Origin of the sequence: Parapusillimonas sp. JC17 (genome assembly GCF_052180245.1) — a bacterium.
Classification (GTDB): domain Bacteria; phylum Pseudomonadota; class Gammaproteobacteria; order Burkholderiales; family Burkholderiaceae_B; genus Parapusillimonas.
Window position 1 is genome coordinate 236,721 of sequence record NZ_CP197474.1, and the last position, 13,239, is coordinate 249,959.

A 13,239-nucleotide genomic window follows, 5' to 3' on the forward strand; every position below is an offset into this window, starting at 1 on the left:
CAATCAGTTCCGGAGTTTATAGCCGCTGGCCAGCAGGCGCAGCGCAAAGAGGCAGAGTACGGCGAACGCGGCGGCGACGACCGCCAGGCTGTGCCAGGGCGAGACGTCGGATACCGAGAAAAAGCCGTAGCGGAAGCCGTCTATGGTGTACAGGACGGGGTTCCATCGGGAGACGGCCTGCCAGAAGGGAGGCAGGCTGTGTATGGAGTAGAACACACCGGACAGGAAGGTGGCCGGCATGATCAGGAAGTTCTGGAAAGCCGCGAGCTGGTCGAATTTTTCGGACCACAGGCCCGCGATCATGCCCAGCGTGCCCATGATTCCACAGGACAGCACCGCGAAGCACAGCACCCACAGGGGATGCTGGATGGGCAGGTCGACGAACAGCAGCGACACCAGCCAGATACAGAACCCGACGCACAGGCCGCGGGCGATGGAGGCCAGCAGGTAGGCGCTGAAGATTTCCCGGTGCGACAGCGGCGGCAGCAGGATGAACACCAGGTTGCCCGTGATGCGGCTCTGGATCAGCGACGACGACGGATTCGCGAAGGCATTCTGCAGCATGCTCATCATCATCAGGCCGGGTATCAGGAAGGACGTGTAGGGCACCGAGCCGTAGACCTGGACCCGCCCTTCGAGCACATGCGCGAAGATCAGCAGATACAGCAGGGCCGTGAGGACGGGCGCCGCGATCGTCTGGAACGCGACTTTCCAGAAGCGCAGGAGCTCCTTGCGCAGCAAGGTGGGAAAGCCCGAGCCCATGTCGTCGCGGGGCTCGATGATGGGGCGGGTGCTCATGCCGTGACCCCCAGGAATTCGTCATCGTGCATGATGCGCACGAAGGCGTCTTCGAGATCGGCGCCCCCCACACGCGCCAGCAGCGCCTGCGTGGTGTCCAGCGCCACGACGCGGCCGCTCTTGAGCATCGCGATGCGGCCGCACAGGGCCTCCGCCTCTTCCAGGTAATGCGTGGTCAGCAGGATGGTGTGGCCCTCCCGGTTCAGCCGGGCGATGAATTCCCACAGCGTGCGGCGCAAGTCGACGTCCACGCCGGCCGTGGGTTCGTCGAGGATGATGACCGGAGGACGGTGCACCAGCGCCTGGGCGACCAGCACGCGGCGTTTCATGCCGCCCGACAGGGCGCGCATATTGGTATCGCCTTTGTCGAGCAGGCCGAGATTGCTGAGGATCTCGTCGATCCAGTCGTCGTTGTTGCGCAGGCCGAAGTAGCCGGACTGGAGCCGCAGCGTTTCCCGCACTGTGAAGAAAGGGTCGTAGACGATTTCCTGGGGCACCACCCCCAGCGCCTGGCGCGAGCGCTTGAAGTCAGCCACCACGTCATAGCCGCAGACGCGTGCGGTGCCCGACGTGGCGTAGGCCAGCCCTGCCAGGATGGAAATAAGGGTGGTCTTGCCCGCGCCGTTAGGCCCGAGCAGCCCGAAGAATTCGCCGTGCTCGACCGTGAAGCTGACATCGTCGAGAGCCTGGAAACCCCGTTTCCGGCTCGCCGCCGTGAATCGCCGCCAGGCCGCGGTGCGAGGGGTGTAGATTTTCGAGACGTTTTCTAGACTGAGCGCTGACATGGACACACGAAAAAAGGCCGGGCTGGATCGATCGGCGCCAAAAGGGCGGCGGTGCTGGTTCCAGCCAAGCCTGACTTGAGGGGCCAGACCCCGAGGGCTGACTTAAGGGGTCAGACCCCATATGGGATCCCGACCAAGCCAGACTTGAGGGGTCAGACCCCGTACGGGGTCTGACCCCAACAATTAATTCGGGGGCCTGACCCCAACATTATAGTGGCAGCCCCCTGAAGGGGCTCGGGCATTTGCGTCAACAGGTCCGTTATGAGGATCCTGGATTATTTGTTCCCGCCGTTGAGGGCCGTGATCAGCCCGTCGACGCCGTTTTGCGTGATCTGCTGCGAGAACTGGTTGCGATAGTTCTGGATCAGCCAGATGCCTTCGACATTCAGGTCGTAGATCTTCCAGCCCTGCGGGGTTTTTTCGAGGCGATAGTCGATGCGAACCGGCGGCCCGTTGCGTTGGTTCAGCGTGGAGCCGACCACCACGTCGTCCGCGTTCGCGTCGCCGCGGAACGGCAGCATGGTAAAGGCGGATACCTGGTCGACTTTGTTGAATGCGCCCGCGTAGGTACGGATCAGCGTGCCCTTGAAGGCCTCGACCAGCGCTTTTTGCTGCTGGGGCGTGGCTTGCCGCCAGTGGCGGCCGGCCGCGAGGCGCGTGGTCTTCTCGAAGTTGACGTAAGGCAGCACGTACTCGTTGACCACCTGTTTGATGCTTTCGATGTTGCCGGATTTGACGGCCTGGTTCTTCTTGACGGCTTCCAGCGCGTTGTTGGCGACCGTCTGGACGAATTCGGGAGGCGGCGCTTTGGTGTTCACCGGCTCTTGTGCGTGCAATGCCGGTGCCGCCAGGGCGGCCACGCCCAGCAGGCTTGCGGTGGCCAGCTTGCGGATGCGGTTGAAAAGAAAAGAGGTTTGGCGTTCTAGCATAAAGGTTCCTGAATTACTTGCCGGTCGCCGGCGTGACGCTTTCGTCGGCGTCATCGGAGTAGTCGGGCAGGTCGTCGCCGTCCGAGTAGTCCGGAAGCTCGCCGCCGTTGCGTCGGCTGTCCACTTGCGCTTTGCGGCGCTGGATGTAGGCGTCGCGTATGAAGCTGTAGCGGTCCAGCGCGACATCGTTCACCAGCCTGTCGGCGTCCAGCAGATTGGCCCGGGTATCGACGATGTACAGACCCAGGAGCGAATTGCGCAGCGGGACGTCGTTGATATGGAAAACGGGCGTAACGGGCGATACCCCAGCAGCAAACGTGCCCAGCGTGCTGGTGGCATCCCGTACGGAGCTGGATCCCAGGAAGGGCAGCACTACGTAAGGGCCTGATTCCAAGCCCCATACGCCCAGAGTGACGCCGAAGTCGTTGGGTATGCGGGTGGCGCCGTTCATCGAGGCAACGTCGATGCAGCCGCCCAGGCCCATGGTGGAATTGAACAGCACGCGGCCCAGCGTGTTGAAGAAGTCATGGCCGCGCGCCTGCAGGAAGCTGTTGATGGCGGACCAGACATCGGCCACGTTGTTGAAGATGTTGTGGACACAGGTTTGCGCCGGATCCGGCATGAGCTGGTCGTATCCCGTCGCGATGGGCTTCAGAAAGGCCTGGTCGACGGTGTCGTTGAAGGCGAACATGCTGCGGTTGTAGCGTTCCCAGGGGTCATCGGGCGTGGGATTGCTGACGGTTGCGCAACCCGTGGCCAATGCCGCCGTGCCCAGCGCGGCCGCCAGGCGCAGCCCGCGGCGTATCGATCGGCTGGGCGTTGGTGTGGAATGAGAAGTCATGTTCTGGCTGTTCTTGGTATGTTGAGCGGATATGCCGCAATTGTAATGTGAGCCCATTACTGGCCGGCTGCAGGGGCGTTCGCTGCGCTGTCCCCTTGCTTGTCGGCTGAACTGTACAGGAACTTGCTGATCAGTTCCTCCAGCACGACGGCGCTCTGGGTGTATTGGATCTCGCTGTCTTGCGCCAGCATCTTGTCTTCGCCGCCCGGGGTCAGGCCGATGTATTGTTCGCCGAGCAGGCCCGAAGTCAGGATGGAGGCCGAAGAGTCGGACGGAAACTGGAACTGCTGCTCGAGATCCAGTGTGGCGACGGCCTGGAAGCGTTCGTTGTCGAAGCCGATGCTCGACACCCGGCCCACCACCACGCCGCTGCTTTTCACGGGGGCGCGCACTTTCAGCCCGCCCAGGTTGTCGAAGTGCGCCGTCACCTGGTAGGTGGAGGTAAAGGAGAACGAGCTCATGTTGCCTGCCCGCAAGGCAAGGAACACCAGGGCAATCACGCCCAGCAGGACAAAAAGGCCTACCCAGAAATCGGTTCTTTCACGCGTCATGATTCATCCGTATCTATCTGTTAATTGCTGAACATCAGCGCGGTCAGTACAAAGTCCAGCCCGAGCACCAGCAGCGACCCGGTCACTACCGTGCGCGTGGTGGCGCGCGATACGCCTTCCGGCGTCGCCTTGGCGGTCCATCCCGCGTGCAGCGCCACCAGCGTGACCGCGATGCCGAACACCACGCTCTTGAACACGCCGTTCAGGATGTCGTTGAAGACGTCCACGCCGTCCTGCATCTGCGACCAGAACGAGCCGGGATCGATGCCGATGAGCAGGACGCCCACCACCCAGCCGCCGATGATGCCGACCATGGAGAACACGGCCGCCAGGACGGGCATGGCGATCACGCCGCCCCAGAAGCGGGGCACGAGCACGCGGCGTATGGGGTCCACGGCCATGACCTCCATGGCGGCGATCTGCTCGCCTGCCTTCATCAGGCCGATTTCGGCCGTGAGCGAGGTGCCGGCCCGCCCGGCGAACAGCAGTGCCGTCACGACCGGGCCCAGTTCGCGCAGCAGCGACAGCGCCACCAGCAGGCCCAGCGCCTCTTCGGAGCCGTAGCGGTTCAGGGTGTAATAGCCTTGCAGGCCCAGCACGAAGCCCACGAACAGGCCGGATACCGCGATGATCAGCAGCGAGTGGTTGCCGATGAAATGGATTTGCTGGGAAACCAGCCCCGGACGCCGGAAGACCAGGCCGCTGCGTGCCAGGATGGCGCCGGCCAGGCGCATGAAGGCGCCCAGGCCGATGAGCTTCTTCCGGACGTTGGCGCCCAGGCGGGAAATGGATGCGACGGGCGATTTCATTGGCGCCCCGTATGTTGATCCAGCCATTTGTCGAAAGCCGGCGTGGCGGGATAGTGGAAGGCGATGGGGCCGTCGGGTTCGCCGCGCAGGAACTGCCGAACAAAGGCGTCGTCGGACGCCGACAGGTCCTTGGGTGTTCCGCTGGCGATCAGCCGGCCCTGGCCCACCATGTAGACCTGGTCGGCGATGGCGAAGGACTCGACGACGTCGTGGGTGATCAGCACCGAGGCGCAGCCCAGCGTGTCCGTCAGCTTGCGTATCAGTTGCGCGGTGATGCCCAGGGAGATGGGATCCAGTCCGGCGAACGGCTCGTCGTAAAGCAGGAGCTCGGGTTCCAGGACGATGGCGCGCGCCAGCGCGACGCGGCGCGCCATGCCGCCGGAGATTTCCGATATGTTCAGGTGTGCCGCCGCGCGCAGCCCGACGGCGTCCAGCTTGCCGAGCACCCGTTCGGTGATCTGGCTTTCCGATACGCGGGTGTGTTCGCGCAGCGGGAAGGCCACGTTCTCGAAGACGTTCAGGTCGGTGAACAGGGCGCCTTGCTGGAACAGCACGCCCATGCGCTGGCGCAGTTCGCGCAGGCCCCCGCCGGACGCTTCGGCGACGTTCTTGCCAAATGCGCGGATCGTGCCCCGCTGCGGGAGAATCTGCCCGGTGGCGCCCCGCAGCAGCGTGGTCTTGCCCGAGCCCGATCCGCCCATCATGGCCACGACTTGCCCTCGACGCACGTTCAGGTCGATATCCTTCAGCACCGTATAGTCGCCATAACCCAGCGCAACCTTGCTGAACTCGAGAATCAGGTCGGAATCCAGTGGATCAGCCATAAGCATCAACAGCCCAACGATAAGGGAAGCATTGTACCTGTTGTTGGGGGTCAGACCCTGTACAGGGTCTGACCCCTTGAGTCAGATTGTTGTCGGGGTCAGACCCCGCAGGGGGTCCGGCCCCTAGTCGTACTGTTGTCGGGGTCAGACCCCGTACGGGGTCTGACCCCAGGGGCTGCCCCTTCACCGAGGAAGCGTACTGCCTCCCATCAGATACGCATCCACCGACCGCGCGCACTGCCTGCCTTCCCGGATCGCCCAGACGATCAGCGACTGGCCGCGCCGCATGTCGCCGGCGGCGAAGACCTTGTCGACATTGGTTTTGTAGCTGTCTGTATCGGCGCGCGCGTTGCCCCGGGCGTCGGAATCGACCCCGAAGGCGTCCAGCACGTTCTTGACCGGCGAGACGAAGCCCATGGCCAGCAGCACCAGGTCGGCCGGCAGTTCGAACTGGGAGCCTTCCACCTCGCGCATCTTCAACTGCCCCGTGGCCTTGTCCTTGAACCATTCCACCCGGGCGGCGACCAGCTTGTCGATCTTGCCGCCCTTGCCCTCGAAAGACCGGGTCGATACCGACCAATCGCGCTCGCAGCCTTCGTCGTGGGACGAGGAGGTGCGCAGCTTGGCGGGCCAGTAGGGCCAGGTCAAGGGGCGGTTCTCGACTTCCGGCAGCTTGGACATCAGCTCGAACTGGGTCACCGAAAGCGCACCCTGGCGATTGCTGGTGCCCACGCAGTCGGAGCCGGTGTCGCCGCCGCCGATCACGATCACGTGCTTGCCCTTGGCGGAAATCTGCTTCTCGACGCGATCGCCGTTGTTGACCTTGTTCTGCTGGCGCAGGAAATCCATGGCGAAATGCACGCCGCGCAATTCACGCCCGGGAGCCGGCAGATCGCGCGGCTGCTCGGCGCCGCCGGTCAGGACCACGGCGTCGAACTCCGCTTGCAGCGATTCCGGGCTGCGCACCGTCAGGCCGTCTTCCGCGTGCGCCGCATCGCCCACGTAGGTGGAGGGGCAGAACTCCACGCCTTCGGCCTCCATCTGCGCCAGGCGGCGATCGATATGCGATTTCTCCAGCTTGAAGTCGGGAATGCCGTAGCGCAGCAGGCCGCCGATGCGGTTGCTCTTTTCAAATACCGTCACGGCGTGGCCGGCGCGGGCCAGCTGCTGCGCGCAAGCCAGCCCGGCGGGGCCCGAACCCACGACGGCGACCTTCTTGCCGGTCTTGCGCTGGGGCGGCTGGGGCGTCACCCAGCCCTCTTGCCACCCCTTGTCGATGATGGCGTGCTCGATGGACTTGATGCCCACCGCATCGTCGTTGATGTTCAGCGTACAGGCCGCTTCGCAGGGTGCGGGGCAGACGCGTCCGGTGAACTCGGGGAAATTGTTGGTCGAATGCAGCACGTCCAGGGCGCGGCGCCAGTCCTGGCGGTAGACCAGGTCGTTCCAGTCGGGAATGATGTTGTTCACGGGGCAGCCGTTCGAGCAGAACGGAATGCCGCAATCCATGCAGCGCGCGCCCTGTACCCTGGCCTCTTCGTCGGTCAGGGTGTGGACGAACTCGCGCCAGTGCTTGAGGCGGGCGGCGGGCGCCTCGTAGGATTCTTTGATGCGTTGAAATTCAAGAAAGCCGGTGACTTTGCCCATTTTTATTCCTCAGGCGGCAATTTGTTGGGGGTTGGCCGCGCTCCACAGCTCGGCCAGCGCGCGACGATATTCAGCCGGCATCACTTTCACGAAGGAGAGCCGCGAACGGTTCCAGTTGTCCAGGATGTCGCGCGCGCGGAAGCTTCCCGTGTACCGGTAGTGGTCTTCGATCAGCCGGCGCAAGATGGTTTCGTCGGTTTCGCGCTCGGCGCCGCGCACGGCGCTGTGCCAGGCCTCGATCCGGCCTTGCTCATGCTGCTCGGCATGCGGCGCCACGGACTCCAGTTCGACCATCGCCAGGTTGCAGTTCTGGCGGAAGCTGTTGTCGGGATCCCAGACGTACGCCACGCCGCCGGACATGCCCGCCGCGAAGTTGCGGCCTGTCGGTCCCAGTACGACCACGGTCCCGCCCGTCATGTATTCGCAGCCGTGGTCGCCGGTGCCTTCCACGACCGTGGCGGCGCCTGAGTTGCGCACGGCGAAGCGCTCGCCGGCCACGCCGTTGAAATACGCTTCGCCCGAGAGCGCGCCGTACATGACCGTATTGCCCACGATGATGTGGTCGGGTCCGAAACCGCGGAAGTCGTTGGGGGAGCGCACGATGATGCGTCCGCCCGACAGGCCCTTGCCGACGTAGTCGTTGGCTTCGCCCACCAGGTCCAGCGTGATGCCATGGGCCAGGAAGGCGCCGAAACTCTGGCCGGCCGAGCCGTTGCACTGTATGTGTATGGTGTCGGACGGCAAGCCTTCATGACCATAGCGCGCGGCGATCACGCCGGACAGCATGGCGCCTATCGTGCGATTGCGATTGCGCACGGGCGTGATAAAGGACACTTTTTCCCCGCGCTCGATCGCGGGCTTGCTGCGTTCGATCAGTTGATGGTCCAGCGCATGATCCAGCGCGTGGTCCTGTTCTTCATGCTGGAACAGCGGTCCGGACGAGGGCACGGCGTGGAACACGCGCGAGAAATCCAGGCCGCGCGCCTTCCAGTGTTCGATGCCGGGCCGCAGGTTCAGCAGGTCCACGCGGCCCACCAGATCGTCGAAGCGGCGTATGCCAAGCTGCGCCATGATCTCGCGGACTTCCTCGGCGACGAAGAAGAAGTAGTTGACCACGTGTTCCGGCTTGCCCTGGAACTTCTTGCGCAAGACCGGATCCTGGGTGGCCACGCCGACCGGGCAGGTGTTCAGGTGGCATTTGCGCATCATGATGCAGCCCTCGACGACCAGCGGCGCGGTGGCGAAGCCGAATTCATCGGCGCCCAGCAGCGCGCCGATGACGACGTCGCGCCCGGTCTTCATCTGGCCGTCGGCCTGTACCCGGATGCGGCTGCGCAAGTTGTTCAGCAGCAGGGTCTGCTGCGTTTCCGCCAGACCCAGTTCCCAGGGCGTGCCCGCATGCTTGATGGACGACACCGGAGAAGCGCCGGTGCCGCCGTCGTGCCCGGCGATCACGACGTGGTCGGCCTTGGCCTTCGCCACGCCGGTGGCCACCGTGCCCACGCCCACTTCGGACACCAGCTTGACCGAGATGGAGGCGCGCGGATTGACGTTCTTCAAGTCGTGTATCAGTTGCGCCAGGTCTTCGATGGAATAGATGTCATGATGCGGCGGCGGCGAAATCAGGCCCACGCCCGGCACCGAGTAGCGCAGCTTGGCGATGTATTCGGACACCTTGTGGCCGGGCAACTGGCCGCCCTCGCCGGGCTTGGCGCCCTGGGCCATCTTGATCTGGATCTGGTCGGCGCTGCTCAGGTATTCGGCGGACACGCCAAAGCGTCCGGATGCCACCTGCTTGATGCGCGAACGCAGCGAGTCTCCGGCATGCAGCGGGATATCGGCTTCGATGCGGTCGTGGCCCAGGTATGAAGCCAGCGTATCCCCTTTCTTGATGGGGCTCTTGCCGTCCCGCATTTCGGCCCGGTAGCGCAATTCGTCTTCGCCGCCTTCGCCCGTGTTGGACTTGCCGCCGATGCGGTTCATGGCGACCGCCAGGACGGTATGGGCCTCGGTCGAGATCGAGCCGAGCGACATGGCGCCCGTTGCGAAGCGCTTGACGATTTCCTTGGCCGGCTCGACCTCGCTCAGCGGTATGGCCCGCGAGGGATCGACCTCGAATTCGAACAGCCCGCGCAGCGTCATGTGCCTGCGCGACTGGTCGTTGATGAGCTGCGCGTATTCCTTGTAGCTGCTGTAGTTGTTGGCGCGCGTGGCGTGCTGCAGCTTGGCGATGGAATCGGGCGTCCACATATGGTCTTCGCCGCGCACCCGCCAGGCATAGTCGCCGCCGGTCTCCAGGGCGTCGGACAGCACCGGATCGTTGCCGAAGGCCGCCGTGTGCATGCGCAATGCCTCTTCCGCCACTTCGAAGATCCCTATGCCTTCGATGTGGCTGGGCGTGCCCGCGAAATATTTATTGATCAGGCCCGAGTTCAGTCCCACGGCTTCGAAAATCTGGGCGCCGGTGTACGACATGTAGGTCGAAATGCCCATCTTGGACATGACCTTGTTCAGCCCCTTGCCGATCGCCTTGATGTAGTTCTTGATGGCGAGTTCGGGCTGGGGCAGGGTGGCCAGCGATTCCAGCGCCAGGTAGGGGTGGACCGCTTCCGCGCCGTAGCCGCCCAGCAGGGCGAAATGATGCACCTCGCGTGCCGAGCCGGTTTCCACGATCAGGCCGGTGCTGGTGCGCAGGCCAGCGCGGATCAGGTGCTGGTGGATGGCCGAGGTGGCAAGCAGCGCGGGAATCGCCACGTGCTCGCTGTCGATCTGCCGGTCGGTGATCAGCAGAATGTTGTAGCCGCTGCGTACGGCGTCCGCCGCGTTGGAGCACAGGGCGGCAATACAGGCTTCTATGCCGTCCGGGCCCCAGGCGGTGGGATAGGTGATGTTCAATTCGAAGCAGCGGAATTTCTGCGACGTGATCTGGGCGATGTTCCGGATCTGGGCCATGGCCGCGAAATCCAGGACCGGCTGCGACACTTCCAGGCGCAGCGGCGGGTTGACGTTATTGATGTCCAGCAGGTTGGGCTTGGGGCCGATGAACGACACCAGCGACATCACCAATTGCTCGCGGATGGGATCGATGGGCGGGTTGGTCACCTGCGCGAACAACTGGCGGAAGTAGTTGTAGAAGGGCTTGTTGCGATTGGAGAGCACGGCCAGCGGGGCGTCGTTCCCCATCGAGCCGGTTGCCTCTTCGCCCGCGGCAGCCATGGGCTGCAGGATGACTTTGAAATCTTCCTGGGTCCAGCCGAAGGCCTGCTGGCGGTCCAGCAGCGATGCCACTTTATGGGGCGCATCGTCCAGCTTGGGCGCGGGCAGGTTTTCCAGCTTCAGGCGCAGGCGCTCGATCCACTGGCGGTAGGGGCGTGTATTGGCCAGTTGCGACTTGATTTCCGAATCGTCGATGATGCGGCCTTGCTGCAGGTCGATCAGGAACATCTTGCCGGGCTGCAGCCGCCACTTCTTGATGATGCGATGCTCGGGAATGGGCAGCGTGCCGGCTTCCGAGGCCATGATCACCATGTCGTCGTCGGTCACGATGTAGCGGGCGGGACGCAGCCCGTTGCGGTCGAGCGTGGCGCCGATCTGGCGGCCGTCGGTGAACGCCACGGCGGCCGGGCCGTCCCAGGGCTCCATCATGGCGGCGTGGTATTCGTAGAAGGCCCTGCGGTTTTCGTCCATGCCGGCATGCTGCTCCCAGGCTTCGGGAATCATGATCATCATGGCGTGGGCCAGCGAGTAGCCCGACATCACCAGCAGCTCCAGGCAGTTGTCGAAGGTGGCCGTGTCGGACTGGCCTTCGTACACGATGGGGTAGAGCTTGGGCAGGTCCGCGCCCAGCACGGCCGACTGCATCATGCCTTCGCGGGCACGCAGCCAGTTGAAGTTTCCCTTCACCGTATTGATTTCGCCGTTATGGGCGATCATGCGATACGGGTGGGCCAGCGGCCATGCGGGGAAAGTATTGGTGGAGAAGCGCTGGTGCACCATGGCCAGTGCCGAGACCGCGCGCGTATCGGCCAGGTCGCGATAATAGCGGCCGACCTGGTTGGCCAGCAGCAGTCCCTTGTAGACCACGGTGCGCACCGAAATCGACGGGACGAAGTATTCCTGGCCATGTGCCAGCTGCATGTGCTGGATGGCGTGGCTGGCGGTCTTGCGGATCACGTACAGTTTGCGCTCCAGCGCGTCGGGCACCATGATGTCGGCGCCCCGGCCGATGAACAACTGGCGTATCACCGGCTCACAGGCGCGCACCGTCGGCGACATCGGCATCTCGCGATCGATCGGCACATCGCGCCAGCCCAGCACCACCTGACCTTCGTCGCGCACGGCGCGTTCCAGTTCCTGCTGACAGGCCAGGCGCGAGGCCGTTTCCTTGGGCAGGAAGACCATGGCGACGCCATACTCGTCGGGTGGAGGAAGCTCCACGCCTTGCGCGGCCATGTCTTCGCGATACAGCGCGTCGGGAATCTGGATGAGGATGCCCGCGCCGTCACCCATGAGTTCGTCCGCGCCCACCGCCCCGCGATGATCCAGGTTTTCAAGGATCTTCAGGCCTTGCTGGATGATGGCGTGGCTTTTGCGGCCTTTGATCTGGGCGACGAAACCCACGCCACAGGCGTCGTGTTCGTTCCTTGGGTCATAGAGCCCCTGTTTTTCGGGGGCGGCATGCGTGGTGCGCGCGCGGGCGACCACGGTCGGTTTGCGTGTAGGTTGCGGCATGGTTGAGCTCTTGAATTGTTGCGCTGCGGTAAATCAAGATACTGCGATGCCACTTCGCGCGCAATAAAAATAAATAGGGGTCTGACCCTATTTATTTGGATAGCTGGATTTTTATTATTTAAATGGGGACGGATCTAATTTATTGAAATACCGGAATAAATTTTCTTGGTTTGGATGCCGAGATTTGTTTGATCGGATTTTGCCCGGCGTTTTTAATTGTATTTCCAGGTTGATGTAGTAACTGACTTGTTGCTTTTTGTTTTATGAAACAGTTACATTTATACGCCGTTTGCATTGCTCTGAGCACGGTCGGTTTGGCGTGTAGGTGGGTCGGTTCAGGTCTCTTAACACGGCCAGCCCGGCATATAGGGGCATCGGGCTCCGTCGTAGGTGGTGTTGGCCTGCGGCCATCACTCCCCGGGTTTGGCTTGGAGCCAGGGCGGCAGGGAAACTCGCGATCTGGGGTCAGACCCCGCACGGGGTCTGACCCCGACGGCACAATTTTCAAGATGAGGGGTCAGGCTCCGTACGGGGTCTGACCCCAGCCTCATCCGGAGACGCCTCTTCCCGTAACTTCCGCGGCCGCCCTCGCGGCGCAGGCGCCACGCGTCGACTGGCACGGTTCGAAAGCTGGGCCAGGAAGTCCGCCTCGCCGACTGCCCACTGCCCGAACAGCGCCTTCTCGATCCGTAGCCCCTCCGCCCCCGACAGCCCCCGTGACAGTTTCTCGCGGTAATGCGCCTGACGCGCGAACGGCGTGTTGCCGCCGGCCCAGTAATCGTGATGGTCCGTCAAAATGGCGCTTACGGTCGCACCTGTGTGATCCCGCGCCGACGACCATGGCCAGATCTCGGGACGATCCACATAATGCAGTTGCGACGGCAGCGACTCCAGCCAGACCATGGTCGGCAGTACCCACGTGCCCGGCTCGACCAGCGCGCTCCGGTAGCGTCCCGCGAAGACCCGGCCTGGCGCCCCGGCCGACGCGATCCGCCTGCCCATCGCCTGCACCAATCGCGGCATGCTGCGCTCGTCGGGCGGCGTGGCCAGCAGGATGATGCGGTCGTTGAGCAGCAGCCAGGCGTGCAACGACACCTTGTATTCGCGGACTTCGCGCTCCAGCATGAGCTTGAGCGCGTCCAGCTCGTCGGCCGGCGTCGGGTCGGAGGCGCGCGCCAGCGGATGTGCGAACCGTGCCTCCACCAGCTGTGGAATGGACGGTGCGTAAAGACGTGGCAGACGGGCCATGGCGGCATGGGAAGCGGGTGAGGAAGAAATAATTCTAACGTGTGCACGGCTCGGCGGAATCAATTAATCTAAGGCG

Annotated in this window: 10 protein-coding genes; all 10 read right to left on the reverse strand. The window is 63.6% G+C overall.

Translation table 11 applies throughout. From position 1 onward, the window contains the following. Nucleotides 1-3 precede the first annotated feature (3 nt). Complete coding sequence (locus tag ACSBPU_RS01130; protein WP_180071182.1) at nucleotides 4-798, reverse strand: ABC transporter permease; 795 nt, start codon at nucleotides 796-798, stop codon at nucleotides 4-6. Next, nucleotides 795-1,583 (reverse strand): ATP-binding cassette domain-containing protein, encoded by a 789-nt coding sequence (locus ACSBPU_RS01135; protein ID WP_180071183.1) that lies wholly within the window; start codon nucleotides 1,581-1,583, stop codon nucleotides 795-797. The genes ACSBPU_RS01130 and ACSBPU_RS01135 overlap by 4 nt, the downstream gene beginning before the upstream one ends. A 275-nt stretch (nucleotides 1,584-1,858) precedes the next feature. After that, a complete protein-coding gene (locus ACSBPU_RS01140; protein WP_442594811.1) occupies nucleotides 1,859-2,512 on the reverse strand; it encodes an MlaC/ttg2D family ABC transporter substrate-binding protein in 654 nt (217 codons plus the stop codon). Nucleotides 2,513-2,525: 13 nt separating this feature from the next. Further along, nucleotides 2,526-3,353: an MlaA family lipoprotein gene (locus ACSBPU_RS01145; RefSeq protein ID WP_442594813.1), complete on the reverse strand. Its 828-nt coding sequence runs from the start codon at nucleotides 3,351-3,353 to the stop codon at nucleotides 2,526-2,528. Nucleotides 3,354-3,409: 56 nt separating this feature from the next. Next, on the reverse strand, nucleotides 3,410-3,904 hold the full coding sequence (gene mlaD, locus ACSBPU_RS01150; protein WP_442594815.1) for an outer membrane lipid asymmetry maintenance protein MlaD: 495 nt from the start codon (nucleotides 3,902-3,904) through the stop codon (nucleotides 3,410-3,412). Nucleotides 3,905-3,924: 20 nt separating this feature from the next. Beyond that, a complete protein-coding gene (gene mlaE / locus ACSBPU_RS01155) occupies nucleotides 3,925-4,713 on the reverse strand; it encodes a lipid asymmetry maintenance ABC transporter permease subunit MlaE (RefSeq protein ID WP_442594817.1) in 789 nt (262 codons plus the stop codon). Beyond that, nucleotides 4,710-5,537, reverse strand: a complete 828-nt coding sequence (locus ACSBPU_RS01160) for an ABC transporter ATP-binding protein (RefSeq protein WP_442594819.1) — start codon at nucleotides 5,535-5,537, stop codon at nucleotides 4,710-4,712. Before ACSBPU_RS01160 ends, mlaE begins: the two co-directional genes overlap by 4 nt. A 183-nt stretch (nucleotides 5,538-5,720) precedes the next feature. Continuing rightward, the gene (locus tag ACSBPU_RS01165) at nucleotides 5,721-7,184 is read right to left on the reverse strand and encodes a glutamate synthase subunit beta (protein ID WP_442594821.1); all 1,464 of its coding nucleotides are present in this window, start codon (nucleotides 7,182-7,184) and stop codon (nucleotides 5,721-5,723) included. Between the two features lie 9 nt (nucleotides 7,185-7,193). Beyond that, nucleotides 7,194-11,915: a glutamate synthase-related protein gene (locus tag ACSBPU_RS01170; protein WP_442594823.1), complete on the reverse strand. Its 4,722-nt coding sequence runs from the start codon at nucleotides 11,913-11,915 to the stop codon at nucleotides 7,194-7,196. Nucleotides 11,916-12,419: 504 nt separating this feature from the next. Beyond that, the gene (locus tag ACSBPU_RS01175) at nucleotides 12,420-13,163 is read right to left on the reverse strand and encodes a hypothetical protein (protein ID WP_442594825.1); all 744 of its coding nucleotides are present in this window, start codon (nucleotides 13,161-13,163) and stop codon (nucleotides 12,420-12,422) included. Nucleotides 13,164-13,239: the final 76 nt, after the last annotated feature.